This window comes from Tabrizicola sp. (assembly GCF_051645465.1).
GTDB lineage: Bacteria > Pseudomonadota > Alphaproteobacteria > Rhodobacterales > Rhodobacteraceae > Tabrizicola.
Map to the genome: position 1 here is coordinate 1 of NZ_JBOFBI010000417.1, position 26,680 is coordinate 26,680.

Annotated in this window: 22 protein-coding genes, 1 tRNA gene and 1 pseudogene; 14 read left to right on the forward strand and 10 right to left on the reverse strand. The window is 60.8% G+C overall.

The genetic code is table 11. The annotated features are described in order from the left end of the window. Positions 1-293: 293 nt before the first annotated feature. Positions 294-1,259 (forward strand): class II fructose-bisphosphatase, encoded by a 966-nt coding sequence (gene glpX / locus ACRCSW_RS25445; RefSeq protein ID WP_438708450.1) that lies wholly within the window; start codon positions 294-296, stop codon positions 1,257-1,259. Between the two features lie 16 nt (positions 1,260-1,275). On the opposite strand, the gene ACRCSW_RS25450 is transcribed toward glpX, so the two are convergent. Then, entirely contained in the window at positions 1,276-3,096 is a 1,821-nt protein-coding gene (locus ACRCSW_RS25450) for a DUF4132 domain-containing protein (protein ID WP_438708451.1), read from the reverse strand. Positions 3,097-3,460: 364 nt separating this feature from the next. On the opposite strand from ACRCSW_RS25450, the gene recJ reads away from it, so the two are divergent. Both recJ and ACRCSW_RS25460 read left to right on the forward strand, forming a co-directional pair. Continuing rightward, entirely contained in the window at positions 3,461-5,200 is a 1,740-nt protein-coding gene (gene recJ, locus ACRCSW_RS25455; RefSeq protein ID WP_438708452.1) for a single-stranded-DNA-specific exonuclease RecJ, read from the forward strand. A gap of 86 nt (positions 5,201-5,286) precedes the next feature. After that, positions 5,287-5,361 (forward strand) — tRNA-Glu (locus ACRCSW_RS25460). 524 nt (positions 5,362-5,885) lie between these two features. On the opposite strand, the pseudogene ACRCSW_RS25465 reads toward ACRCSW_RS25460, so the two are convergent. The 5 genes and pseudogenes from ACRCSW_RS25465 to ACRCSW_RS25485 form a co-directional block, all read right to left on the reverse strand. Next, positions 5,886-7,326 (reverse strand): annotated as a pseudogene (locus tag ACRCSW_RS25465) (IS1182 family transposase). 199 nt (positions 7,327-7,525) lie between these two features. Continuing rightward, positions 7,526-9,457 carry a hypothetical protein gene (locus ACRCSW_RS25470; RefSeq protein WP_438708453.1) on the reverse strand — a complete coding sequence of 644 codons (1,932 nt, stop codon included), beginning with the start codon at positions 9,455-9,457 and terminating at the stop codon, positions 7,526-7,528. A gap of 142 nt (positions 9,458-9,599) precedes the next feature. Continuing rightward, entirely contained in the window at positions 9,600-11,288 is a 1,689-nt protein-coding gene (locus ACRCSW_RS25475) for a hypothetical protein (protein ID WP_438708454.1), read from the reverse strand. Next, positions 11,285-12,463: a Fic family protein gene (locus tag ACRCSW_RS25480; RefSeq protein ID WP_438708455.1), complete on the reverse strand. Its 1,179-nt coding sequence runs from the start codon at positions 12,461-12,463 to the stop codon at positions 11,285-11,287. The genes ACRCSW_RS25475 and ACRCSW_RS25480 overlap by 4 nt, the downstream gene beginning before the upstream one ends. A gap of 363 nt (positions 12,464-12,826) precedes the next feature. After that, positions 12,827-13,975, reverse strand: coding sequence for an ImmA/IrrE family metallo-endopeptidase (locus ACRCSW_RS25485; RefSeq protein WP_438708456.1), 1,149 nt, complete (start codon positions 13,973-13,975; stop codon positions 12,827-12,829). A 433-nt stretch (positions 13,976-14,408) separates the two neighbouring features. Here ACRCSW_RS25485 and ACRCSW_RS25490 point away from each other — a divergent pair, with 433 nt between their 5' ends. The 5 genes from ACRCSW_RS25490 (at position 14,409) to ACRCSW_RS25510 (ending at position 16,727) form a co-directional block, all read left to right on the forward strand. Further along, the gene (locus ACRCSW_RS25490; RefSeq protein ID WP_438708457.1) at positions 14,409-14,717 is read left to right on the forward strand and encodes a hypothetical protein; all 309 of its coding nucleotides are present in this window, start codon (positions 14,409-14,411) and stop codon (positions 14,715-14,717) included. Next, a complete protein-coding gene (locus ACRCSW_RS25495; RefSeq protein ID WP_438708458.1) occupies positions 14,714-15,046 on the forward strand; it encodes a hypothetical protein in 333 nt (110 codons plus the stop codon). Before ACRCSW_RS25490 ends, ACRCSW_RS25495 begins: the two co-directional genes overlap by 4 nt. Further along, positions 15,043-15,549, forward strand: a complete 507-nt coding sequence (locus ACRCSW_RS25500; RefSeq protein WP_438708459.1) for a hypothetical protein — start codon at positions 15,043-15,045, stop codon at positions 15,547-15,549. The genes ACRCSW_RS25495 and ACRCSW_RS25500 overlap by 4 nt, the downstream gene beginning before the upstream one ends. Next, complete coding sequence (locus ACRCSW_RS25505; RefSeq protein WP_438708460.1) at positions 15,546-16,409, forward strand: HesA/MoeB/ThiF family protein; 864 nt, start codon at positions 15,546-15,548, stop codon at positions 16,407-16,409. The genes ACRCSW_RS25500 and ACRCSW_RS25505 overlap by 4 nt, the downstream gene beginning before the upstream one ends. A gap of 102 nt (positions 16,410-16,511) precedes the next feature. Further along, complete coding sequence (locus tag ACRCSW_RS25510) at positions 16,512-16,727, forward strand: hypothetical protein (protein WP_438708461.1); 216 nt, start codon at positions 16,512-16,514, stop codon at positions 16,725-16,727. Between the two features lie 360 nt (positions 16,728-17,087). Here ACRCSW_RS25510 and ACRCSW_RS25515 read toward each other — a convergent pair whose 3' ends face one another. Together ACRCSW_RS25515 and ACRCSW_RS25520 are read right to left on the reverse strand one after the other, a co-directional pair. Continuing rightward, the gene (locus tag ACRCSW_RS25515) at positions 17,088-17,609 is read right to left on the reverse strand and encodes a hypothetical protein (RefSeq protein ID WP_438708462.1); all 522 of its coding nucleotides are present in this window, start codon (positions 17,607-17,609) and stop codon (positions 17,088-17,090) included. Beyond that, the gene (locus ACRCSW_RS25520; protein WP_438708463.1) at positions 17,606-18,280 is read right to left on the reverse strand and encodes a TetR/AcrR family transcriptional regulator; all 675 of its coding nucleotides are present in this window, start codon (positions 18,278-18,280) and stop codon (positions 17,606-17,608) included. The genes ACRCSW_RS25515 and ACRCSW_RS25520 overlap by 4 nt, the downstream gene beginning before the upstream one ends. Before the next feature lie 77 nt (positions 18,281-18,357). Here ACRCSW_RS25520 and ACRCSW_RS25525 point away from each other — a divergent pair, with 77 nt between their 5' ends. Genes ACRCSW_RS25525 through speB form a run of 4 tightly spaced genes read left to right on the forward strand, consistent with a single transcriptional unit; the run spans position 18,358 to position 22,938 of the window. Next, positions 18,358-19,773: a flavin-containing monooxygenase gene (locus ACRCSW_RS25525; protein WP_438708464.1), complete on the forward strand. Its 1,416-nt coding sequence runs from the start codon at positions 18,358-18,360 to the stop codon at positions 19,771-19,773. Then, positions 19,770-20,705 (forward strand): alpha/beta fold hydrolase, encoded by a 936-nt coding sequence (locus ACRCSW_RS25530; protein WP_438708465.1) that lies wholly within the window; start codon positions 19,770-19,772, stop codon positions 20,703-20,705. Before ACRCSW_RS25525 ends, ACRCSW_RS25530 begins: the two co-directional genes overlap by 4 nt. Beyond that, on the forward strand, positions 20,702-21,961 hold the full coding sequence (locus ACRCSW_RS25535; protein ID WP_438708466.1) for a saccharopine dehydrogenase NADP-binding domain-containing protein: 1,260 nt from the start codon (positions 20,702-20,704) through the stop codon (positions 21,959-21,961). The genes ACRCSW_RS25530 and ACRCSW_RS25535 overlap by 4 nt, the downstream gene beginning before the upstream one ends. Further along, positions 21,961-22,938, forward strand: coding sequence for an agmatinase (gene speB, locus ACRCSW_RS25540; RefSeq protein ID WP_438708467.1), 978 nt, complete (start codon positions 21,961-21,963; stop codon positions 22,936-22,938). Before ACRCSW_RS25535 ends, speB begins: the two co-directional genes overlap by 1 nt. Positions 22,939-23,228: 290 nt before the next feature. Here speB and ACRCSW_RS25545 read toward each other — a convergent pair whose 3' ends face one another. Further along, positions 23,229-23,816: a TetR/AcrR family transcriptional regulator gene (locus ACRCSW_RS25545; RefSeq protein ID WP_438708468.1), complete on the reverse strand. Its 588-nt coding sequence runs from the start codon at positions 23,814-23,816 to the stop codon at positions 23,229-23,231. A 139-nt stretch (positions 23,817-23,955) separates the two neighbouring features. Here ACRCSW_RS25545 and ACRCSW_RS25550 point away from each other — a divergent pair, with 139 nt between their 5' ends. Both ACRCSW_RS25550 and ACRCSW_RS25555 read left to right on the forward strand, forming a co-directional pair. Next, positions 23,956-24,399 (forward strand): SRPBCC family protein, encoded by a 444-nt coding sequence (locus tag ACRCSW_RS25550; RefSeq protein WP_438708469.1) that lies wholly within the window; start codon positions 23,956-23,958, stop codon positions 24,397-24,399. Continuing rightward, positions 24,399-25,361 (forward strand): N-acyl homoserine lactonase family protein, encoded by a 963-nt coding sequence (locus ACRCSW_RS25555; protein WP_438708470.1) that lies wholly within the window; start codon positions 24,399-24,401, stop codon positions 25,359-25,361. Before ACRCSW_RS25550 ends, ACRCSW_RS25555 begins: the two co-directional genes overlap by 1 nt. 324 nt (positions 25,362-25,685) lie before the next feature. Here ACRCSW_RS25555 and ACRCSW_RS25560 read toward each other — a convergent pair. After that, positions 25,686-26,680 (reverse strand): xanthine dehydrogenase family protein molybdopterin-binding subunit (locus ACRCSW_RS25560; RefSeq protein WP_438708471.1); only part of this gene is annotated, 995 nt, incomplete at its 5' end.

Below are 26,680 nucleotides of genomic sequence, written 5' to 3' on the forward strand. Positions count from 1 at the left end.
GAACCAGCGACAAATTTTAATGAGCAAGACCCAGATGATTTGCCATTTTAATTTTATACAAATGAGAAGACTTCTTCGCCACCCCCCGCGGCCGCCTGATCCTCCTCCGCTCCACCGCTGGCCAACTTGGCGACGACCCCGCCACATCCCCAGCCCTCGCCGCCGCCCGGGACATCGACGCCTGCCTCGCCGACGCCATCCTTGCCGCCCTTCCCTGACACCCCGTTAGCGTCACCAAGCTTGCCGCACCCCCAACCCCCCGCTACACCGGAACAAACCGCCCTGGGGGACAGATGTCTGACAAACTGCAGTTCAAAGACCGGCTCCTGAGCCTCGGCCTCGCCCGCGTCTCGGAAGCCGCAGCCCTCGCCTCGGCCCGCCTCATCGGGCGCGGCGACGAGAAAGCCGCCGACCAGGCCGCCGTCAACGCCATGCGCGACCAGCTGAACCTCCTCGACATCAAGGGCGTCGTCGTCATCGGCGAAGGCGAGCGCGACGAGGCCCCCATGCTCTTCATCGGCGAAGAGGTCGGCACCGGCCAGGGCCCCGAGGTCGACATCGCGCTCGACCCCCTCGAAGGCACCAGCCTCACCGCCAAGGACATGCCGAACGCGCTGACCGTCATCGCCATGGCCCCGCGCGGCACGCTCCTCCATGCGCCCGACGTCTACATGGAGAAGCTCGCCATCGGCCCCGGCCACAAGCCCGGCACCGTGACCCTCGCCATGTCCCCCTCCGAACGCGTCTCGGCCCTTGCCGCCGCCAAGGGCTGCTCGACCGAGGACATCACCGTCTGCATCCTCGACCGCCCCCGGCATGAGGACCTCATCGCCGAGGTCCGCTCCACCGGCGCCGCGATCCGGCTCATCACCGATGGCGACGTGGCCGGCGTCATGCACTGCGCCGAGCCCGAGATCACCGGCATCGACATGTACATGGGCTCGGGCGGAGCCCCCGAAGGCGTCCTCGCCGCAGCAGCGCTCAAGTGCATGGGCGGCCAGTTCTTCGGCAAGCTTCTCTTCCGCAACGACGACGAGAAATCCCGCGCCCGCAAGGCCGGCATCACCAACTTCGACCGCGTCTACACCCGCGACGACCTCGTCCGCGCCGACGTGATCTTCGCCGCGACCGGGGTAACCTCAGGCTCCCTCCTCGCCGGCATCAAACGCGAACCCGGCTGGGTGACGCTGGAGACGATCCTGATGCGGTCGAAGACCGGTTCGGTCAGGAGGATGACGTACAAGAGCCCGCTGAAGTAGGGGCGGTCACGCCGCCTCAGCGCAGCCCCCGTTCGCCCACCGAGACCAGCAGATCGACCTTCCGAAGCGCCTCACTGACCACACGGGCCGGAACATCCCGCAAACGCGCCTGCGGGCTGACCAGCCACAGCGCTCCCGTCGTGCCATCCCCGGTGGAACCGTGATAGACACGGACGCCAGCGTCAAACTTGAACCGGACTCCGCCCAGTTTTAGGTGCAGCTCCGATTCGAATCCCGACCGCCAACCCGCTGTCCGCGCCAGCCCCACAAGCGGCGCGGCGCTCACCAGTCGCCCAGAGAACTGCCCGACCCTGCATCCTGACAGCTCGCTTTCCTCTGGACGATAGACCTCGCGGCCCGCCTGCAGAAACGGCTGGCTTATCCCCTCAAGCTGCAGCTTGCTACGCCATCGGCGCGCAAGATCGGCCGGTCCGTCAACCGGATGCCAAAGGCGAACCACATCCGCCTCGCCAAACGCATGGCTCGTTCCCTCCAGATCCGTCCAGCCACCCTCAGCTTTCGCAAGCGCGGTGAAAGACCCGCCTTCCGGCGGCGACACTTCCCAGACGAGGTGCCTGGCAAGCGCCCAGCCTTCTTTCCGGCCCGGACCCAATCGACGGGCCCAGACGGTTGCTAGAACTGGCTCCGGCAAGGCAAGCAGCCCCTCGATGGCGGCGGCAAAGGGCTTAAGCATATCCTTCGGCACCGGTAGCGAGGGATCAAGTGCAAGCAGGCGATCCGGTTGGGCCGCAAGCGCTGTCCGCGCCGATTTTCGGGCGCGTTCAAGCTTCTTGCAAACCCCTGCGTGCTGGCACTCGACCGCAACCGCATCCAGCGCGCGCAGCGCCTCGGGCCGGGGTTCCGTGACCGAGGCGTTCGCAAACCGGATGCTCAAAGACTGCGACGGGACCGACTTGGTCTTCGCGTCCGGTGCCACAGCCGCCATGCGCCACAGTTCCCCCAAGCTCTCCAGGCACCAGCTTTCTGCCCGCGACAGCCCCCACAGGGCGGCCCGCTCGATTACTGCGCAGTCACCCAACGGAAATGCCCCGTCACTGACATATGGCGTCCGCTTGTCGGCAATCGCGCGCAGCCGTTCTTCCGCACGGACAAAGACGCTGCGGGCAAAGTCGGCGTAGCCCGGAAACTCATCCAAATAGCGCATCCGGATGGCGTGCCGGTCATCGGGTTCCATGTCGAAGGAATAGCCGTGTTCGGCCACAACCCAGTCGCGCAACTTCAACGGCGGTAAGGCCAGCAGGAAGGCCCATTCGTCCCGCTCGAGGTCACCTTTCACGGTCGCGAGCAACTGATCGATGGATTGCCGCTGCAACGCTGGATCATCGGCAAGGCGGGCCGCAACAACAACCCTCGCCTTGTTCTGGCTCCTACCCCCATCGGCAAGCGGGGCAAGCTGTGCCAATCCGGCAAGCGCCTCCCTGTGCGGCATGTCCGCAAGCCCGGCTATCAGCCGCCAGAGGCAATCTCCGATCCGTCGGTTACGCCCGGTGGTCCGGGTCTCGTCCGCGTACCAGACCGGCGGGGCAAATTCGGGGGCTGTGCTGTTGGCAAGCAACACCTCGATGCCGCTGGAAAACACCTCAGGCCCGATGCTGACGGGCCGCGTCAGCTCATCTATGGATTTGGCAAGCGCACGAGAGCGGTGGGCTCCAATCGGCAGCGCTCGGTCGTCATAGCGCCACACCATTGGAAGCAGCTGGCCAAGCTCAGCTGCAGATAGCGCCGCGAGCAGATCCCCGCGCTCGCGATAGTCGTCCGGGGTGGGACGACGACCTTCTAGCATGGCCAGGACCTGCTGGAGTAATTCGTCAGTCATCCCCAATCTCCTCTCCAGTCGTCTATAAATCAAGGCATACCTACGGTACCCAATACGGGGAAGAATTCGAGGCCGATATCGGTTGTTTTCCCTCCACTAATAGGTTGAATCGTACATTCTCTCTATCGGTGAACGGCCATAAGTCCATCGCCGTCCCAACCAAGATACACCTGCTTCGGGCGTGGACTCTTGTCCACCTCGAAGAGGGCGGATCGGGTTAAGCAGACCAGCAAAGGCCCAGCAGAAGTTACCACCCCCTTAACGACCCCCCAACCCCTTGATTTCCCTCACCCCACCCCCTTGTCCCACCGTGGGACACCCCTTCCCCCTTGCCAGCCGGTCCCCTTTGCGGCACCCCTAGGCGATGGCCCCCTTCCTGAACGTCGAGACCTCGCTCACTGGCCGCCGCTGGGTCGGCCCTGACCCTGCCCAGGACCGGCTCGCCGAAGGCATGGCCCAGCAGACCCGCCTCCCCCTCCCCCTCTGCCGCATCCTCGCCGCAAGGGGCATCCCCCCCGAGGACGCCCCCGCCTTCCTTGCGCCCTCCCTCCGGGACCTCCTCCCCGATCCCCTCACCCTGAAAGACATGGCCCCCGCCGCCGACCGCCTCCTCCGGGCCGTCGCGGCCAGGGAACGGATCGCCGTCTTCGCCGACTACGATGTCGACGGCGGCGCCTCTGCGGCCCTCCTCCTCACCTGGCTGCGATCTTTCGGGCTGCAAGCCACCCTCTACATCCCTGACCGGATCGACGAAGGCTACGGCCCCAACGTCCCCGCCATGACCCAACTCGCCGCCGCCCACGACCTCATCCTCTGCGTCGACTGCGGCACCCTCTCCCACGACCCCATCGCCGCGGCCAAGGCCGCCGATGTCGTGATCCTCGACCACCACCTGGCACTCGAAACCCTGCCCGCAGCGCTCGCCATCGTGAACCCCAACCGCCAGGATGAAGACGGCACCCTCGCCCATCTCTGCGCTGCCGGAGTGGTCTTCCTCCTCCTCGTCGAGGCCAACCGCCGCCTGAAAGCCGCAGGCGAGCAGGTCCCCGACCTCATGGCCCTTCTCGACCTCGTGGCGCTGGCCACCGTCGCCGATGTAGCCCCCCTGATCGGCGTCAACCGCGCCTTCGTCCGGCAGGGGCTGAAGATCATGGCCCGCCGCGACCGCCCCGGCCTCCGCGCCCTGGCCGACGTCGCCCGGATGGACCAGGCACCCACGCCCTATGCCCTCGGCTTCCTCCTCGGCCCCCGCGTCAACGCTGGCGGGCGCATCGGCCAGGCCGACCTCGGCGCGCGGCTTCTGGCCACCGACAACGCCATGGAGGCCGCCCAGCTTGCCGCCCGCCTTGACCAGCTCAACAGCGAACGGCGCGAGATCACCGAACGGGTGCGTGAAGAGGCCATGGCCCAGGCCGAAGCACGCGGCCTCGACGGCCCGCTCGTCTGGGCCGCGGCCGAGGGCTGGCACCCCGGCGTCGTCGGCATCGTCGCGGCCCGGCTGAAAGAGGCCGCGAACCGCCCCTCTGTGGTGATCGGGTTCGAGGGCGATGACGGCAAAGGCTCGGCCCGCTCGATCCCCGGCGTCGACCTTGGCGCGGCGATCCAGCGGGTCGCGGCCGAAGGGCTGATCGTGAAGGGCGGCGGCCACAAGATGGCCGCAGGCCTCACCCTGACCCGCGCGCAGCTGGAACCCGCCATGGCGCGCCTGGCCGAGCTTCTCGCCCGGCAAGGTGCCGCGAGCTCGGGCCCCCAGGACCTGCGGATCGACGGCCTTCTTGCCACGTCGGCCGCAACAGTCGCGCTGATCGAAGAGATCGAGAACGCCGGCCCCTTCGGCGCCGCAGCCCCCGCACCCCGCTTCGCCTTTGCCAATGTCGCCGTCACCGCCCGCAGAATCGGCGAGAGCCACCTGAAGCTCTCAATCTCCGACGGCGCAGGCCCCGCGCTGGACGCCATCGCCTTCGGAGCCTTCGACGGCCCCCTTGGCCCGGCACTGGAAAACCCCGGTCACCGCCGCTTTCATCTGGCCGGCAAGCTTGAACTGAACCACTGGAACGGGCGCACCCGGGTACAGCTGCGCCTCGACGACGCGGCGCCCGCATAACCGTGCCCGCATAACCGCGAAAGACAGGCAAGATTCCCCTTGCAGAACCCCCGCGCCCGAATTAGACACCGCCCCACCGAAAGCGTGGCCCGTTCGTCTATCGGTTAGGACACCTGGTTTTCAACCAGGTAAGAGGGGTTCGACTCCCCTACGGGCTGCCAATTTCTTACCTTAAGCTGTTGTTTTTAATAAGAAAAAGTGCCTCGAGCTTCTTTTGTCCCGCCAGTAGTCCCACCACCTGGGATCGGCGAGAATCTGCCAACCCGTTCGCTGCGCCCACCAAAGCAACCGCCTGATCTCCTCTCGGCTGTGGTGGTTACGGCCTAGTTTGCCGTTGGACCCAAGATCTCTTGAACACTCAATATCCGCAGTTACGTCCGTTACAATCTCTGGGGCCTTGGCCGCCGCGGCCGCAGGTGTCCAACTCTGCGCCGTTGACGTGTTCGCTCTGGGGTAACTCAATATCCCTTCCGTCTGCAGACCGGCGGCTTAGCTGACGCATGCAAGCAGTCGCAAAGGGGGGAAGCCGCCGACACCAAAAACGTCGCAGTGGGGGGAGGCCGTGTGGAAACTCGCCTCAGTTTATGCGCACATAGCCGTTGCCGACCAAGGTGGTGTTCCTTGAGCCAGGAAACGGCCAGATCGTTCTGACGGGCGCGCGGCATCGACCGTTTCGGGCCCTAGATCAGCCGGGGATTGCCTTCATCAGCCCCTTGATGCCGATCAACGAGGTCATTCGCTTGATGTTGTAGGCCAAGACGTTCAGCGCGAATTCCGTCCTCACGTTCTTCAGCCGCCGGGTGAGGAAGTGGCTCGGGCCCATCCATGCCTTGAGGGTGCCGAAGGGGTGCTCGACCGTCGAGCGACGGATCATCATCGGTGCCGACGTGCCGCGCCGCCGGGCATCGGCCGCTTCGATCAGGTGTTCATGCTCCCACCGGGTGATCCGCCGTTCCCGGCCGGTCGTGCAGCGGCTCTTAAGTGCGCAGCCCCTGGCAGGCCGTTGTCCAATAGCGCCGCAGCTTGAGGCCATCCTCTTCGGTGGTGTAGCGGTAGGTCAGCACCTGGCCAGCCGGGCAGCGGTAGATGTCGGCTTCCGCCTCATAGGCAAAGTCGGCCTTCACATAGCGCCCTTCGGACCGGCTGCCGGATGTATCAGGGCGCGGCACGGTCGCGGTGATGCCAGCCTCGTGGCAGCTGAGGACTTCGCGGGAGCTGATGTAGCCTTTGTCTGCAAGGATGTGCAGATTCTCGCGCTTGAGGACTGCCTTTGCCTTCGTCGCCATCGCGGTCAAGAGATCCCGGTCGTGGCCCTGGTTCGTCACTTCATGCGTCACGATCAGATGGGTCTCGGCATCGACCACGCTCTGGACATTGTAGCCGACATGCCCGCTGTGCTGGGCGCGTGTCGCCATGGCGCGAGCATCGGGATCGGTCAAGGATATCTGCCCGTCGGGCAGATCGACCAAGGCCTGCTTCACGGCCAGAAGGCGTTCGATTTGCTGCCGGACGCGGCGATATCGGCTGGTCAGATGGGCAGCCCTTTCGGCCCGCACCTCGCCGATCTCCTGGCGATCAATCCTGTCGGCTTCCTCGATATAGCGCCCGACCTCGGCCTCCAGACGGGCAAGATTGCTGGCCACCTTGGCCTTGGTGAAGTTCCGGTCGCGATTGTTGACGGCTTTGAACTTGCTGCCGTCGACGGCCACGCAATCGCCCTTCAGCACACCGACCCGGCGGCAAAGCTCCACGAACTCTGCGCAGGTGCGGCGGATGGCAGCCCCGTTGTCGCGCCGGAAATCCGCAATGGTCTTATGGTCGGGCACGAGGCGACCGGTCAGCCACATCAGCTCGACATTCCGCCCCGCCTCACGTTCCAGCCGACGGCTGGACGGGATGCGGTTCAGATAGCCATAGATGAAAAGCTTGAGCAGGACAGCCGGATGATAGCCAGGCCGACCTGTTCGCGCCGCCGCATGGCGATGAAAGCCAAGCCCCGCCAGGTCGAGTTCATCGACGAAGAGATCGACGACACGAACCAGATGGTCTTCGCCAATCCAGTCCTCCAGCCGCTCAGGAAAAAGCACCGTCTGATCCCGGTCCACACCTTCGATGAAGCCTGCCATGCCAGTCCTCCCAAACTTGCTAAACTATAGCACAAAAAGGAGTTTTTACGCAGTCTGGGGGGAAAGCGGACCCGAGCAGGTGCGGCGTTGCAGGTGCAGCATCGTGCAATAGCGGTCACTCGCAGCGGCTCACAGGCACCGCTTACTCTAAACCAGGTCCAGCGGACGTTGCACCCAATCCAAAGACTTTCGCAACTGATCAAAATCTAGCCATATCAGATGCGGTCCATGCTTGCAAGTCTCCATCAGCCTCAGCGCGTCGATACGCCAATTTTGCCATCCAATCACGTGACCTCTCATTTGGATGATCGCGCGCTAGTTCTTTCAGCGCAAGATAGGCGTCTTCACCAGTAATTTCAGCCAATAGACTGAAGATCGCGTTCCTTCCATCTTGGGCGTCATCACGGAGAACAGGTGAGTAAACCCCCGTGCCTGCGCGCTCAATATCTTCCGAGCTACGGATGTAGCGATGCATTAGTATGTAGAGTCGCTTGAGAAAAGTAGCAGATCGATAACTCCCGATGGCCGGTCCTCTTCCGGCACCATGACGTCCACCCATCAGCGCGGTTACAAAGAGTTGTGCTGACTTTGATGCCTCAGCGTCGCCTTTGCTCTCTAACCATGCCTCTAGGGCAGGTACGCCTGCCTCGGCATCCGTATCGACCCAAAGCGCAAAGAGGCTTGCGGCGTTTCCGGTATCTATGTCGCGCTCAATCCGTGCCCTTGCAAAATCAGCCATGCGATCGCCGGATGCACTGCCGCTTCGCAATATGTGGAGCGAGTAGCGCAGCGTATCAGCATGAATAGCTCCGGAACTCTCCATCTCACTCAGGAGGTGCTCGACCAGCGAGCAGTGAAGCCAAGGTGCGTGGTAGACGATATCGTGCAAGATATGGTGCGGGGCGTTCTCTGGGCTTGAGTTCTCAAACTCCCAGCGAATCTCCGGCACAAAGGCATCTAATACAAGCCCGCCCCGCGCCCTGTAAGCTGCCTCCAACCAAGTTGGAAAACCATTCAGCTCCCACGTTGCGTAGCGCAACATGTGCTTGAATTCCACCTCAGATAGGCTGTCGAAAAAGTCTTCTGCTTCCCGTGCTTCGATCTCAAGCCCAACAAGCCCGAAAACTACCGCGTAGGGGGTGCCGTTCGAATGCACTCCTTCAGACCTCAGCGTTGGTCTATAGATCCGCCAATGCGCAATAGCCGCATCTCGATATGCGCGAGCGACATCCTCTCCAAAGTCGCGGATCAAGGCCTCCCAGGCAGCACCGCCATGCCGATCAGTTCTACGGCCGTCTTTCTCGATTTCTGACAACAACCAAAGATGGTCATAGGTGATCTCCCCCGGCGCGGCGCCATTTGGGCTGCGAATCCGATCAGGGTTGGATTGCAGTTCCCTGATCCAGCGCGTCCTATCTTCGGCCTGCTTCTTGCGTTTTAGATCCTGTTTCCGTTGGCGCTTTCTTTCTCTTCTTTGAAATGCTTCCACCTCTTGTGATTTTGATGCATCGAGGAGTTCCTCCAAGCGTATCAACAGAGATGCTTCACTACCGACAGCCGACCAAAGTGCATCGAGCGATGAGGCCGGTAGGTCATTCGACCTGCAGATGCGATACGCAAGCGAAACAGCAATCAGTCGATCGTCTTCCTCTGGCCGCTCGGTGACGAAACCTATCACGCGCTCAAGATCACCGGCTCGGAAACTCCAGAAATGACCCAAGTACTGGATGGGCCAGTCATCTGTCAGTTTCTCCCCCTTTTCCTCCCGCAATCGGCGGGCGGCTTCCACGCTGCTCCAAAACAGCGCATCGTTCAGTTCAGGCCATCTTGCCAGGCGCTCCGCAAGTTCCTCCTTCCGGTCGCTGAAGTCGACGTCATGCCAGTACCGGGCGGCGGGTACTTTCAACATGACTTCTATTGATGCGGGTGAAAATGCCGCTGTCGCACGTTGCGAAACGAGGCGCTCGACGGAGTGCAGGGCCGGCGCCAACAGCCAAGCGAATTCCTTCGACACTTGGCATTCGCGGTGCTCTATCAGAGGTGCTCGACCAAGGAAGTCGTTCAAACCGCTTGCAAGCACAGAAAGTGGACCTTCTGTTCCGGCTCTCTCAGCCGGAAGGCGGTCGATCATAGCATGGATTGCCTCCGTAAGGCCGCTTGTTTGAAATCTTTCATATGGCGGAAGAATCTCTATTGATCCCAGCAAACGCCGAACGCTTGCCAAATCGGGCGCACAGTTATGCAGAATTTCTGCGAGAAGTCGTCGATCCAGCCTATGCATGTTTATTGGGTACCTCCAAGAGCGAGTCCCACAGTGTGTCTCGTTGTTCTTTGGAGCCAGTCGTAAACACGGCTCGAGTAGCTGCGATGCGGGCATAAAGCCCGCGCGATCTGCTGCGAGCTATGTCTAGCAACAGCGGCAGGCAATCGGTCATCTGACCCTGCCAAACCAAGCGCCCCAAGAAGAAAAGTGCGTCGTCGTTCTCGGCATGTCGTTCAACCAGCGCTGCGACATCAGAGGAAAGGTCGGCATGGGCAATTCGGGCGATCGCGTCATTGTCGCGCGCTCCGCGATCATCTTTGCCCTCCGCAATCTGTTCGACGATACTGTGGAAAAGGCTTCTGCGTTCTTCGACAGGTAGGCTCGCGACATCGCCGCCTTCGACCGCTATCTCAGGGCGAATGGCCGTTACCTCGCGACGAATTCGGTCATCGAGCAAAACCAGCCACGGCAGCATCGGGCGAAAGCGGGGAGTAAGTATCCGTTCCCCGTACTTCTCTCTGATGAGCATCGCTTCGATTTCAGCTCTTCGCTCCGGGTTCGCCAGTTGGTCGGCAAACCATTCGGCCGCCAACAACTCGCGAATGTCTCGATGCCTGAATCTAACCACTCCGTAGACCGCGTCGGTGAACAGGGTGCAGTCGAGCAACGCCACGACGTTCTCTCGGGGCCAGTCGGGCAAGACTTCTATCGGATCAAATCCGCGCTCGTCGTTCGCAGAGCCAGGAACGCGTATCTCTGCCTTGCCAGTCAGGATCACTGAAGCTGCGATGCGTCCAACAGCTTCGGGAAGTATGCTCGGATCTATTGAGCAAGCCGTCCAGTTAATCCCATCGAGTTGGACAGCGATACTATGCTTAAGATACCCTAGTCGCCCACCCAGCTGTCGGTCAGACCGCCATTTTGTGAGAATTCCGAGCAGATCATAGGGCCGGCTCGACAAACTGGACAAACCCGCTTTTTTGATCTCCTGCATCATCTCTTCGATGTCGCTCGCCCCAAGATGAGCGGCAAACATCCTGATGTCATCTTCATCGAGATCGTCGAGGATGACGACATCGATCGAGTTGGTCAGCTTATTCGGATCAGACATGCCTGTTTGGACAGCTTCCTCGATCTCTTCTTCGCCAATTTCGTTAGCTTTAGGAGATTCGTATGGCAACAGCTGGTCCAAGAGCTGCCGATCCGTTCGGGCGCGCCAAGCATAACTCCGACTCGAAATGATGATGTAAGCACGTTCTCGGGCATCTGCTATTCTCGCTGCAAATGCTCGCATGGCCTCTTCGAACGCCAGAGGGTCCTGAAGAAGTGCTTCGTCTACGGAATCGAGAAAGAACCAAGCATCATCTTCGGACCCAATCCATTTCTCGAAGCTCTCGGCGTCTCCGACGTCGAACGCAGATGCGAAAGCCTCTCTTATATTCTCGATCCTGATGAAGAACGCATACCTGCCGCGCTCGGCCGAGTATCGGGCACGTGCGAGCATTTCGTGCGTTTTGCCGGCGCCTGCGTCTGCGATAATCACGCAGCGCCGCTTCTCTTCGATTACCTCCCAACCGCTGCTGTTCTTGCCAAAAAGGTATGGGTGAACAGCCTCGCTGTCGGTGCTTTCGTCGTCCGACGGTGACAAAGTCGGAGAAAAGCGCCTCACCAACGGAACAATTGGTTCGCGACCGCTCATGCAACGCCTCCTGGTGCGTTGGGATAGAGAAGGGGAAACCACCGCTCAACTACGTCCGTCGGAAACGCGAGTCGAAGGGGCGCACGATGGTCTGCTGCGACTAGCATCCCACGCTTCAGAAGCGCCGATGTGACCTTGCGAGCGGCACGCTCTTCGTAGTTCGTGAGCATTGGAATCTTTGCGCGCTCCACTTGCCCGGCAAGTGCTGCCTCTCGCAAGACCATGAAGCTTCCCCTCTCTAGCCGCTTCGCACGAACTTCCTCCTCGATATGGATATCCATACGGCGCAGAAGCTGCGCAGGGTCAAGCAAACCTTCCATGAACGCCACCTGATCAATCGAGCGCTCAAGAAAAAACCTGCAGAACGAGAGCAATCCGGATTGGGTGAGATTTCCGCGCCCGTCGCGGTCGCCATGTCGCGGATGATCTGCGGCCGCCAGGCGTGACTTATACTCTGCCTCTTCGCGTGCGAGACCGCGAGCGACGGACCAAAGGCTTGTCCCGATCCCGAGCCGCTTTAGAAGCGCGTGCGACATCAAGCGCGCGACGCGGCCGTTACCGTCAAGAAAGGGGTGGATCCATAGGAAGCGATGGTGAACGGCTCCGACGGATTGAATTTGGCGCAGCCGACTTAAAGGAGGGGAAGTGTACGCCCGGTCGAAACGGACGAGAAACCGCGGCACATCCGCGTTTGCTGGTGGAACGTGCCGCCCGACCTCGACATCAATACGTCGAAATTGACCAGGAACGACTTGATGCCTTTCACCGGTACTTTGATTTTCGACCCATAACATATCGTCAGGCAAACGGTCACAGAACTCCTTGTGAAGCCAACGTGCATAAGCCGCAGTCGCTGGCCAGACTGCCGGGTCGCGACCTTCGTCGATCATCCTCTGGACATGGATATGCGCGACGGCCTCTAGCTGCAGGTCACGCTTCTTGGGTTCGCTCGAGAAATCATCTGCCAACGCGCGTTCGATGTCGCGAGGATGCGTGTTATGACCCTCAATTAGATTCGAATAATAACAATTCATCGATCGCACGAGGTCACCGACTGACCGCTGAAGGATCGGATGAATCCTTTTTGCCAGCCCGCTGGCGCTTTCTGCGAGGTTGAGCGCGCTGTCTTCAAGCGCCTGAAGAGCTGCCTCTTCTGGCAGCATCGGTTCCATCATGGTCACATCCATGGTGGCTTTGTGCCGGTTTCTGTGCCGGTTGTAAAGCTATGAATATCCGTTGCTTATTGTATTTTTTTCTTACTGTTTGTGCCGGTTAGCTTGCCGCCAGAGGCAGTGAGCTCGTGCTTTACCTTTGGTTGCGCGATGTGGGCTTGCCCACGAACCGTCGCTCCAAGCTTTGCGGTACTGACGGTCGAACTCCGGCGCATGCTGTACCATAGGTTGAACGGCGGATTCCGGTAAAGCTACGCTGCAGCAGATTGTCAGCGACGAACGGTCGCTAGGGTCGCGTATCCAGTTCTCGCTTGATACAAAGGTGAGCGCACATCGTGTCGAGCGAAAAGGGCCGCAGTCGGTCCACTAGCTGAGGATTGCCGACCTGACTTGGCCCCGGCCAAGCAGCTTCGCGAACCTCCTGTAGTCCTGATGTTCGCGTTGCCAGCGTCCTGCGACGACAGCCGGATTTACCTGAGCCTCAAGAGCAAGCGCCATGATGCCCTCCGTGTCGAGATCTTCAGAAGCATACTTCTTCCAGAGTTTTGCGGGTATCAGCGTATCCTGTGCAAAGCGGTCGGCTTCATCTTCGACATCGTCCGCACCCTTCAGGTCGAGATCGTCAACAATCACGGGCCGATCAGCACTCAGGTGACGGGTAACGTGGCAGAATTCATGCAGCAACGTAAACCAGAAATTGTCTAGGCGATCATGACGAAGAGTCATTGCTATGACCGGGGTGGTATCACTTCTACGTAGGGCGGCCCCGTCCAGGTATGTTCCGGGAAGATGCTCAAGCGCCACGAAGACGATCCCGTAGGCTTTCAAGGTCGGTGCGACACGTGACAGACCATCGTCGTGTTGACTTAGGCGCGCAAGCTCATCGCCCCATTCGGGTTTGATCGAAGATACTTGGGCTGACATCTTTACGGCATCGGCTTTTGCAACGACTGCAGCACACCATGCCTGCAAAGCGGCGACGTCAGTCTTCGCATTCGTGCGTTCGGTTCGGGTCTTTCGCAGGAGTGCCGGTGATGCTGACGGCGGAAAGATGCGACCAATAAACTGCTTATAGGATTCTCGTGGCTTGAGGACGCCGAATGTCTTGAGCTTGTCCAGCGCAGCTTTGGAAGGGCTATTCTCCTTCGCAGACGCTTGTCGCAACGAAGGAGCAATCAGTGAAGCTGCCGGGATTCCGAGGTGCTGATTCAGGGCGCGCATCATGTCGATCGATAGGTCGCGTCGGCCAGACAGTACCTCGGAAACCCGCGCGCGCGAGCCAATGTAGGGTTCGAGATCCCGGGGCAGCAGCCCAAGCTGATGCATCCGGAACCTTATCGCGTCGACCGCCGTCGGCGAAGGAAGCTCATATTGGCTTTTCTCCCATCGTTCCACGAGCATCTGGATGACTTCTAGCTCGTCCAGCGATTTTGCGTCGGACTTTGAAAGGAGTTCCGATGCTCTGGCGAGAAACGCCTCGTAGGCCTCTTCAGATCGGATCGGATGGATTTTCATGCCGACCTCCGAGGTGTTGTGTTGGCGTCGTGGGTCGATGACGTAGTGCGTGTGACGGACTCGATCATGGCGATACCCCTATGGAAGTTGAAGGCGACAACGGCGCGCAGGCTGTCGTCGATTGAAATGCTGGCCCGGCCATCACGCCAGCTTGCGTGAGGATAGGTTGCCCCTAACTCCTCTGCGGAGTTCCAGCGCCCATCCTCGAGTTCTGCGCAAAGTGCCGCGCATGCGCCGCGCGCGGCAGGCAAATCGCTCGCCGCCGCAAGCAGTTTGGGCACTCCCATGAGCTTCATTGGTCCCCAAGCAAGCGGCACTCGATCCTCTGAGTATAGTTGATCCCGTTTTGGGATCAACCCCCTTGTCAGCGCGCGGTGGATATGAGAAGTAATGAGTGTTCCCAATATGGGATCGGAAAGGATCGATTCGCATCATGACCTCCGACGCTGCTCACTCCAATCTCAAGGCCAGCACGGGCCGCGACGGCGACCCCGTGCGCGAAGGTCCGGGGAACCACCTCGGCCCCTTTGTCACCGTCTACTACAAAGAGACCCCATTCGAACTAAGGCGGGGCGTTTACACCACCGAAGAACTGATCACAGTCTTCTCGGCCCCGGCCGGTTACCTGCTTGACCTGATCGGGCAGGATGGCGAGTTCCGCGAGTTGAAACCCGGCGAAAAGATTAAGATCCGCAAGGACATGGAGTTTTCCTCGCACCCGCCGGCGGGGCACTCGTCGTGAGCAACTTGGCCTCAGAACTGCAGAAGCTTCGTCGGATCTGTCGACGGGCCGAACTCTACGAAGATGGCGGGCAGCCGCTCGTCCATCTTCCCGAGTTGCGGGTCACTCACGCGGGCGATTTGGAGGTGGTCGACGGCTTGCTATGCCCTCGCCATCATAGCGGCTACGCTACCCGTCTGTTCCTGTCGAGGCCGTTTCCGGACCGTGGCCAGAACTGGACAACACACAACATCCTCGGCGCGCTTTGGCACGCTATGTCGTGGAACGGTGTCGAAGCTGATCTCAGCTGGGACGAGATCCTCGGCGCGCACCTGAGGCCTTTGCAATGACCGTATGCGTCAAGATCGATGGCCGACTGCTTGATGCTGTACGTGGGGACCTCGAGCGACCACATGCCTTCGCTTACGAGCGTGTGGGCTTCTTCACGGCCGGTGCCGCAGACCTCGAGGGCCGATTGCACCTCATGATCCAAACCTACACGCCAGTGGCGGATGAGGACTATGAGGTCGATCGAAAGGTGGGAGCCAAGATTGGCTCAGCGGCCATGCGAAAGGCGGTACAGTCGGCCTATCGGCCTGCAGCCTCACTCTTGCACGTCCATTCCCACGGCGGCCGCGGCAAGCCCAGGTTCAGTGGTGTTGATCTTCACAGTGCCAACTACTTTGTCCCTGGCTTTTTCGAGACCACGCCGCGCATGCCACACGGCTTACTGGTTCTGAGCGACAACGCGGCCACAGGACTTCTTTGGCTCGCCAGCGACCGCCCGCCGGTAACCATCGATCAGTTTCAACGCATCGATGCGCCGACGCAAAATGAATGGGGATGCCGATGAACTGGCTTGATCGACAGAGTTTCCTCGGACTGAAGAGTGACGAGCGTCTGGCTGGGGCGACCATCGGGCTGGTCGGACTGGGTGGCGGCAACTCGCATGTGGCTCAGCAATCGGCTCACCTTGGGATCGGTGGTTTTGTTCTCATCGACGACGACATCATTACTCTAACCAATCTCAACAGGCTGGTTGGCGGAAAGCGAGACGATGTCGAACTGAAGCGACCGAAAGTAGAAATTGCGGCCAGGGTCATCCTCGAGGTGAACCCAGACGCACGGATCACTAAAGCCTTGGCAAGGTGGCAGGAGGTAGGTCACCTCCTGAAGGGCTGTGACGTCATTGTTGGCGGCCTCGATCACATTGGATCAAAGGACGAGTTGGAAGCCTTTTGTCGCCGCTTCATGATCCCCTACATTGATATGGGCATGGATGTGACCCCGCTGCCGGACCGTTCGCAAAGCCTGGTCAGCGGGCAGGTGGTTCTGTCTATGCCTGGAGAGCCCTGCTTGAGATGCCTGCAACTGATAACGGACGAACGGTTGAAGGCGGAAGCTCAGCGATATGGCGCTGCCGGAAGCAGACCTCAGGTTGTTTGGCCGAATGGTGTGCTTGCTTCCACAGCGGTCGGTTTGGTTGTTCAACTACTGACTCCTTGGATGGCACAGCCGCCCCGGAGCGCCTACTTCGCCTACGATGCCAACCTGGGAACGGTGGTGCCGTCCGATCGTTTGGCGCGGCGGCAAGGCAGGCCCTGCACACATTATCCCGCTAAGGCGGTCGGCGACCCGATGTTCGACGTTCGTCGATATCTTGAACGACTGGATAGTTCGCCACGCCAAGACGACGGGTCAACGAAGGATTAGTTATTTGCGCCTTCATCGCATGCAGCGGAGAAGCCCTTGTAAACATAGCCCCCTGGACGGGGGCAGAGGATTAGTGAAACGAAAGATCAAAGGAGGTTAGGTGTGACACGGATGAACAAGAACGGTAGCTACCGCAGCGCTAAGTCGGGCCGCTACGTCGCAAAGGCGTACGGCGCATCTCACCGCAAGACGACCGTGAAAGAAAGCCCCGGTCGCAGTGGATCGACCGGCGGCCAATACCGCAGCGCTATAACCGGCCGGTTCATTGCAGCAAAAAGGGGCAAGGCCAACCCGCACATAACGTTGCGCGAGAAATAGGCACCCATATCTCGGTGCCCGAGCGGCAACATCATGCGCATAGCCGTCCTATGTGATTGGGCGCAGAACCGGTACTATGAAGGGACAAGCCATCCGCTGCGACAATCTCGGTACAGACGGCGCAACCGGATGAAGACCACGTCCGACAGCCTTATGAACTGGCGCCGATTCTGGTCGCGAAGATCTAAAGGTCTAGGGCCTAGACAAGTGAGATTTGTGTTGCCTGACCTGCATGACAGCTTGGGGAAGGCCACACGGCAGAAACTGGCAAAGCTGAACGTCCGCCAAGGGGATGTCGCAGCGCGGCGATCTGTCACGCTTGAATGACCGGTGAGGGCCGTCTCGATCAGACGCCAGATGTCAAGATCTGCGAGCCAGATAGGTTTCCGCTCGCTTCTCGGCGAACATCGTCACCGTCCACTGTGTTGCGGCCCCTACCGCAGCGACCACGAGAACTGTGTTCAGACGACTTGCTTCCGATAAACGACCAATTGTGTCCGCGGCGATGCTGGCGACGGTGAACAAGGCAAGGCTGGCGATGATGCCAAGCACGACCTCCTTGGCGGCTTGCCAAATCCATGATCGCAGCGGTGGTGCCGGACGCGCCAGCCGCCTCGCCTTCTCGCCTAGGCACATGCCAAAATCGACGAAATAGAACATCCAGATCACGACTGCGGCGAACGAGACATAATCGAGCACGGATCTGAGGGCAAAGGCGGACACGTCCGTGCTTACCATGGGAACTGATTGCAGGTTGCGCAGGTCGAACATCGTGGTGCCGACGGTCAGTGCGACCGAGACGAAGATCGCGAGAGCCTGATACTTCCAGCCGGACGCCCGGAAGTCAGAAACACGGGACCGGACCACTTTTGGACCGCTCATGCCGGAATCGGCGCCGAAAGACCGGCTGCCACAAAATCCAGCAGGGGTCCGATCAGCGCCACGGGATCCTGCTCTGTTCCTGGTAAAGCTGCCTCGACGAAGGCGGCGGCGGTTGTGGAGCAGATGACGCTGATCACGGCAAAATCGATGCGCGCGCGCAACAGCGCCAGAGGCATTTCGGGCATGTAAGGCCCGAACAGCGCGATCAGCTCCTCGGTGTCCTGAACAGTCTTCTGCTCCAGCGCGCGCGCCAGTGAGGCGGCCTCGCCCAGCACGATCCGCGACAGGAGGCGAGCACCTGCCGGTCCCCAGTCGGGATAGCGCAGCGGCATGGTCAGGAGCGGCAGGAACGCGAGCGCCACGGCTTCTCGCATGCCGCCCCTGGGCGCGCCAAGAGCGATGCCCTGCAACTGCAGATCAGCCTCGCTGACCGGCTCACGAATGGCGGCGATGACACGGTCGAGTGCGGCACCCAGCAGCGTCTCGCGGTCGCCGAAGTGATAATGCACCGCCGCCGTGTTCTTCTGCCCGGTCGCCTCACCGACGGCCCGAAGACTGACGCCGTGGATGCCGCGCTCCGCAAAAAGCTGAATCGCGGCGATCACCAGCGCATCGCGGGTGGCGGAGGTCCGGCCAGTCGCTGCCGGGGGCTTTTCTATAGTCGCTGTCATAAGTGAACTATGCCCCCCTTGACAGATTAAAGCAAGCGCTTTATCTCATATTAAAGCACACGCTTTAGGAAGGTAACATGCCCCTCAAGTCGAACCTCAAGACGCCGCCGCCTATTATCGTCACGCATTGTGTCGTCGGCGCGGGCTTTCAGGGCCTGCCGATCGTCAAGAAGCTCCGCGAGATGGGTGAAGACGTTGTTTGCCTTGACAGCAATTCCGATGTTGGCGGCATCTGGCACACCGGGGCCTACGAGACCGCACATATCATCTCATCGCGCACTTCGACCGGCTTTCCGGATTTCCCGATGCCGGAAAGCTATCCGGACTTTCCTTCAAAAGCCGAGATGCAGCGGTACTTCCGGTCCTATGCGGATCATTTCGGCCTGATGCCGTTCATCAGCCTCGGCTCTGCCGTGACACGGATCAAGCCAGCGGATAGCGCGACCGGCTGCAGATGGCAGATCGCATGCGACAATGGGCAAGTTGTGCTCGCGCAGACTGTGACCATCGCGAACGGGCATCATTCCGAACCGGTGATTGCCGCGTATCCGGGCCAATGGACGGGCGAAACCATGCGCTCCAACCAGTACCGGACGCCGGATGTCTTCGACGGCAAGCGCGTTCTGGTGATCGGGTCAGGCAACACGGCCTGCGACGCGGCGGTTGACGCGTCACTTTACGGCGCATCGGCCGACATATCGGTCCGGCATGGGGTTTACTTCTTTCCACGCACCTTCATGGGCAAGCCGCTCGACATTCTGATGCAGGGCCTTCCCTTCAGCGCGCTTTGGCTGGAGCGCCTTGTGGGATGGGTTGTTCACAAGGCCGCAGTTGGCGATCCAGCGCGCTATGGCCTGCCGCGGCCCAGCTTTCGCATCTTTGATCGTCACCCGGTGATCAACTCGGAACTGCTGCGCCGCATCAAGCTTGGCGAGGTTGGCGTAAGGCCGGAGATCGGGAGTTACGACGGCCGCACCGTGACCTTCTCGGACGGAACATCCCGCGAGTATGACATGCTCTTCTGGGCTACGGGCTACCGCATAACCTACCCGATGTTGAAGCCGGAGGATGGGCTTCTTGACTGGGACGGCGACTTGCCGGTCGTCTGGCTGCAGCTTGCCGCACCGAAGGCGCGCGGGCTGTTTATCGCGGGGCTCGGCCAGGCGCGGACTGGCGGCGGCCCGCTGTTCGAGCTGGGCGGCTATCTGGTCGCGCGAATGATGGCGTTCGATGCCAGGGACAAGGACGGCATCATCGCGGCTGTCGAAAATCACCCGCGCATCCGCCTGGCCAAGCGCTGGTTCGGACTGAAGACAAGCGAAAAGGCGGATACACGCTCGCGCGGGTTCTACGAGCATTTGCGTGGCGGGCAGCAGTTGGCGCGTCTTCTTGACGATCTTGGTGCGCCGGACCGGACGTCCGGCAAGGGACGCTCCACGGCGCCGTCCAATCTTCAGCTCGGCGCGGAAAATCTGAAGGCGGATCCGGCATGACGGAGATCCGCACACACGAGGTTTCCGGCATCCGTCTGGCCTTCACGGATCGCGGCGACCGCGATGGACCTGTCGTCGTCCTTATCCATGGGCTCACGCAAACACTCTGCGACTGGCCCGAGGTTTTGATCCAGCCGATGCTTGAAGCCGGATACCGGGTGATCGCACCGGACATGCGCGATAGTGGCGGCTCGTCGCGACGCGAAAACCTGGCGCCACCCTTGCTGCGGATCGCCGCCGGACTGTCGCTTGGTATCCCGTTCTGTGGTCGCCCGCCTTACCGCCTGGCCGAGATGGCAGATGACCTTGTCGGGCTTCTTGATGGGCTTGCCATCCGCCGGGCCCATCTTGTCGGCATGTCGATGGGCGGCATGATTGCCCAGCACGCGGCCGTCGGGGTGCCGGAGCGGGTGGCATCGTTGAGCTGTCTGATGACTTCGTCCGGTGCGCCGGGGTTGCCGACAGCGCATCCGGATGTGACGCGCGCGATGCTGCGGGACGCCGTACCTCGCGATATCCATGCTGCGATCGAACAGGCCTTTGCATTGCGGCGGCGGCTGGCTGGCCGTGTCTCGAACGCTGACAGGGTTGAGCTGCACGCGCGCGTGACCCGCAGCATCCGGCATGGCTGGCCACCCGGCGGGGGGGCAGCGCGCCAGCTTGGCGCTATTCTGGCGGATCGCGACCGCTACCGCATGCTGCCTGCAATTGGTTGCCCCGCACTGGTCATCCATGGCGAAGACGATCCGCTGCTGCCGCTTGAGCATGGTGCCGATCTGAGTCGGCGTATCCCGGGCGCGGAGTTCGTTCAACTGCCCGGCGTGGGCCACGAAATCCTGTGCAGCACCGCAGTCGGTCTTGCAGGACATATCACCCGTCACGTTGCCGCGTCGGCGATGACAGGCACAGCATCAAGGAAAGTCAGCATATGAAACTTCTGATCATCGGCGCCGGCGTGGTCGGCCAGCACATCGCAGCCACCGCAGCAAAACTGCCGCCCTTCACGCAAGTCACGATTGCCGATCGGGACCCCACGCGCGCGCAGGCGGTTGCCAAAAGCATCGACGGGCAGTGGCAGACGATTGACGCGCTGGACTTCGACACGGTCAGCGAACAGATGCGCCAGGCAGACGTCACAGTCTCTGCGGTTGGGCCGTCGACCCGGTTCGGTCTGCCCATGCTGCGCGCCGCAATCGCTGTCGGTGGCCGTTATCTGGATATTTGCGACGACCCGCGACCGATGATGGCCATGCTCGATCTCGACGCCGAAGCGCGCAAGACCGGGGCGACAGCGATCGTCGGCGCGGGCGCAAGTCCGGGTGTCGCCAGCCTTCTCGCGGTCGAGGCAGCATCCCGGCTGGATAGCGTTCAGCGCATCCTGACGGGATGGGGCGATAACGGCGAGTCCGAAGATGACGCCGAGCTGGAAGGCGAGGCAAGTGCCGCGCTTGAGCATTGGGTCGAACAGGCGTGCGGCCAGATTCCGATCGTTAAAGACGGCCGCATCGTTGATGCAGCGCCCCTTGCGAGCGTCGATGTGGACTATCCGGGCATCGGCATGACAACGGCCCGCAGCATCGGCCATCCCGAACCTGTGACGCTTCTTCGCCGGTTTCCGCAGTTGCGGGACTCTATCAACCTGATGGATTTCCCCTCCTACATCTTTGCGTGCCTGGAGGACGCGGTCGCGGCGGTCGCCAAGGGCGCCAGCTTCAAGGAGGCCGCGGAGCTGCTGAGGCGGCAACTCCATGAGGAGCCGGGCGACACGATGCTGTCAAAGAAGGCGATGCGTTACGCCTGGCACGCAACGCAGGACCGCATTATCGGCAAGCTTTGGCTTCCGCCGCTTTGGGCTCTGGCGGAAGGGATGCGCGACGGCAGGCCCACACGTGTCGGCGCATCGCTGTCCGGCACATTCTCCGGCGGCGTCGGACCGACAACCGGTATTCCGGCCGCAATCTTCGCCAGTATGCTCGCTTCGGGTGATTTGACCAGCGGTCCAGGCGTGCATCCGCCAGAGATGGCGATCCTCCCCGCCGCCTTCTTCGAACGCCTTCGCCCGTTCCTGCGTTCCAGCGACGGTGCGGTGCCGGGCGTATCCGTCCAGATCGCCGCCGACCCGGCAACAGCAGCCCTGCTGCGGGAGGACGAACAGGTTCCATTCGACCAACAACAAGGAGTTAAGTGATGAAATCAACTGCAAAATCCACGGCAATCGGCGCCAACTATGCGGAGCTGGATGAGCTGGAAAAGGCTCTGCCTTTTGCCGGGCTTTCAAGCTTCATTAAGGCGCCTGTCATGCGCAACGTCACGAAGGGCGATCTGGTTGTCGCCGGTGTCCCTTTCGACGCTGGAACGACAAACCGACCGGGCACCCGCTTTGGGCCGAGGGCCATCCGCGAGCAATCCCATTACGCGTCGGCCTTCGAGCCCGTTTATCCCTGGCCGAACACTCTGGGCGAACGCCACCGCGTGGTCGATTTTGGGGATATGACGCCTTTTCCCGGTTCGGGCTGTCTCGAAATGATGCTCGAAATGACCGAAACGGTTGCCGCCCAGCTGCTAAAGGATGGGGCGAGGCTTCTTTGTCTGGGGGGTGATCATACGCTGCCATTCGGACCGATCCGTGCGGCCTCGAAGCATTTCGGCAAGTTGGCGCTGATCCATCTCGACGCCCATCAGGACAGCTATCCCGTACCGGAGTACGAGGGGCACAAGCTTTACAATCACGGTGTCTTCGCCACCGAGCTGGTCGCCGAAGGCTGCATCGACATCGCCCGCAGCACCCAGGCCTATATCCGGACGATTCAACCCGAGACGCCGGGCAGCTACGACATCGTCTATGCCAACGAAGCGCTGCAGATGACGCCGGAAGACCTTGCCAAGCGCATCCGCGCCCGCACCGGCGACGCGCCGGTCTATCTGACACTCGACATCGACGCGATCGACCCCGCTCATGCGCCAGGAACGGGTTCACCAGTGCCGGGCGGGCCGACCGTCGGCGAAGTTCGGCGGCTTCTGAAAGCGCTCGAAGGCATCAATCTGGTCGGCGCCGATCTGGTGGAGGTGAACCCGCTCTACGATCCAACACAAATCACCTCCGTCGCCGCGGCGCATCTGGCGATTGATTTGCTGTACTTACTCGAAGCAAGCCCCTCTTGGTAGGGCTGTGATGTCCACATTGCAGACCACGAGGCGGCAGAAATGCTGCAAGATCGATCAATGCCAGCTTTGGGGAAGCTGCACAGCAGCGACGGGCGGCCCTCGAACGTCCGCAGAGGGCCGAGTTCGTTTGAAATCGACCCAGTTTGGTAGGCACGGGTGGTGCCTGGCCTTAGGTCTTTCCGAGCCCAAAGCAGCCCTTCGCGCGTGTCACTGTGAGAAGCTGTCGACCGACCTCCATGATGCCAAAGAAGAGCCCGAAGCGATCATTCGGAGCCAACGCCGGAAGCAGCTTAGGTGAACGATCCCAACCAACGCCAGGACGCAAGGGCCAGTTCTTCAACGACATGATCCGGCGATCGTTCCGGGTTCGTCATCAATTCTGCAAGAGCGCCCTCGACCATGCCATGCGCTAGGCGTGCGACGAGCGAAAGATCCATGTTCTGGCGCAGCTGCCCTTTCGCCTCCCCGTCGGACAAATGACGTTCGATTGCAGCCAGAACGCCGCCATCTGACTTCGCTCCCCTCTTCGGTGCGTAGGAGGCCAGCGCCATCAGTGGCCGCAAGTCCTGCTGTGCTTGCGCCGTGTCGATGACGGCACGCATGATTGACTGGAAGCGTTCAGGGAAAGGCTGCGCCCAGATTTCCGGATCATCCATAGCAGTGCAGAACTCTGTTTGCATCGCTTCCAGAGTACCGGCCAGAAGCTCGGACTTTCCGGGGTATCTCAGATAGATCGTACCCACCGCGACACCTGCGTCCCGCGCAATATCGGACAGTTTTGTGGCCTCAAACCCATGTCTCGCAAAATGTGTCTTCGCCGCCTCCAGGATAGAAGTCGTCTTCTTGTCAGGTCTGGCCTGTTCGTCGCTCGCGGTCATGATCCATGAATATCATTCAGTCTTCTGCTTGACCACCGCATCTGCCAAGCTACAATGAATGACGTTCATTCATATTTGGAATGATCGGCGAGCTGACCCGACATGACGTGGCAACACACAACGCTAGGGGGGGTGCAAGATGGCGGCAACAGACCAAGAGATTGCGTCCGGAACCAACCGGGATTTCAGCTTTACCATTCAAACGTCCGCACCAGACCGTATCTGGAAGTTCTGGACAGATCCCGCGACATGGGGCGACTGGGATCAAGGTCTGAAGTCCGCATCCATGCAGGGCAGCATGCACCTTGGCTCGACCGGCCAGATCACGCCTCTGTCGGGGCCGACGAGCAAGTTCAAAGTTGTTTCGTTTGACGCTGGGCAGTCCTATGCCTTCGAGACAAGGCTGCCAATGGCCAGCTTGCACGTCGCGCGGTCCTTCAACCCGGACCGCAGCGCCTTTACCCACCACATCACGTTTCGCGGGCCACTGGCGTTTGCGTTTGCCCGCATGTTCGGCCCCGGTTTTCGGCGGGCCCTGCCGCCGACGATGCGAAAACTCGCCGACCTGTCGGAGCAGTCCTGATGGCACCCCGGATTTCGCGTCGCAAGGTCTTGGGATATGGTGGTTTGGGTGTCGCCGCTGTGCTGGGCAGTTGTGCCTATGTCGTGACGCAGCCGCCTGTGGCGTTGGCACCGGCACTACCCTCGGCCGGTGTGGTGTCGGTTCGCCTGTCTTCCCGTATTCGGCTGCACATGTTTCAAACCGGCTGGGTCGCCGTCAAGGCAGAGCATCGTGCTTTTGGTGGCCCAGTGGCGCTTCGGCTGCCAGCGATCATGGCCAGTCGGACCTGGACCGAATGGATGCCCGTGACGGCCTTTGCAATTGAACATCCCGAAGGCTTGTTCTTGATCGATACAGGTGAAACAGCGGCGATTCACGATCGAAACTACGCGACTTGTGACCCAATCACTGGCATGTTCTACCGCAATAATCTGAAGTTTTCGTTGACCGAAGATGATGAGATCGGGCCGCAGATGACGCGTGCAGGTCTGGCCCCTGACCGTGTTTCAAAAGTCGTGATGACCCATCTCCACTCTGACCACATGGGCGGCATGGGGTGGTTCCCGCAAGCAACTTTTCTGGTCTCAGAAGCGGCACGCGCCGGTCACGCAGGAGCACTGATGTGCCGGATTCCTGCTTCTTTGAATATCGAAACAACAGACTACGAGGAACGTCAAGTTGGGGTGTTTTCGCGCAGTGCCGCGCTGACCGAGGATGGCACTGTGTCAGTGATCCCAACGCCGGGGCACGCGCGAGGACATCAATCCGTGCTCATCACCGATGAAGGAAAGTCTGTTTGTCTTGCAGGCGACGCCGCGTTCACACTTGCCCAGATCATCAGGGGTGAGGTTGGGGGTATCGTCGAAAATCACCCCGAAGCCGTCGCAAGCGCGTCACTTCTTGAACAGCAGATAAGGCGCTTCGACACCATCCTGCTACCAACACATGATCCCGACAATCAACAGCGTCTCAGTACACTTTGAGATAGTGGCTGTGGTGGCGTCAACCGACCTCCGCTTCGTCCCCTCGGCCGACCAGCAGTCGGCCAAATGCTGCAAGATCGATCAAGGACCGGTCTGGGGAAGCCGCACCGCAGCATCACATCAGGGCCGAGCGGCGGCTTTGGGCCGTCCGAGGCAGACTTATCTGATGGCTGCCGGAACGCGTCTTTCTGGTGTTGCGACGTTTGAGAGTTTATCGAGCGAGTTTCGGTCGAAAAGCTGGTGTAACCTCCAAAGTCACGTCCCCCTCGGGCCTGCCATGTGCCTGCTATACAGGCGATGCCGGAGGGGGACGCTTCAGTTACTTCATGCGAACTCGATGCCGTCGGCGATCATCGGCAACCGGGTGATCCGCTTACCCGTGGCGACATAGATGGCGTTGGCAAGCGCTGGAGCAACAGGTGGCAGGCCCGGTTCGCCGATGCCGGTTGGTGCTTCAGTTGATTGCACGATATGCACCTCGACTTTTGGCATCTCTGCCATCCTGAGAGACCCATAGTCACCAAAAGTTGACTGCACGACCTCGCCATTGTCGAAAGTGATTTCTGATCGCATTGCGTGACCGAGGCCATAGCCTATGCCGCCCTCGACCTGCGCCCTAATCACGTCAGGATTTACTGCAACACCAACATCGACGGCTGCGACTATGCGCTCTACCTTCACTTTGCCATCAGTGACCGAGATCTCGGCCACCATGGCCACGAAAGAGCCAAACGACTTATGCACTGCAACGCCTCGTCCCCAGCCAGCTGGCAGAGCATTGCCCCACCCAGCCTTCTCAACTGCAAGGTTAAGAACGCCCAGATGCCGTGGCGCGTTGGCAAAAAGCTCCGCGCGGAACTCGACTGGATCGCGCCCGCCTGCCTCGGCCAGCATATCCATCGCGCTTTCCATCGCAAAGGCCGAGTGGCTGTGCCCGACCGCGCGCCACCAAAGAACGGGCACTGGCGTTGGCGTGTTGCGGATATCAACCCGCAGGTTCGGGATCGCATACTCAGTGTCGGCGGCCCCCTCAACCGAAAGCGGATCGATTCCGTCTTTCACCAGAAAGCCCTCAAGCGGAGAACCGATCAGGATCGACTTGTTCGCCATGCTCGAATGCCAGGCGACCGCCTTGCCCGCAGCATCGACGCCTGCACGAATCCGGTGCTTTGCCATCGGGCGGAAATGGCCGCCCTTGATGTCATCTTGACGCGTCCAAACAAGTTTTACCGGCCTGCCATCGCCAAGCGCCATTGCTACCATGGCCGCTTCAACTTGATAGTCGGCTAGAAAACTCCCACGCCGGCCGAATGAGCCGC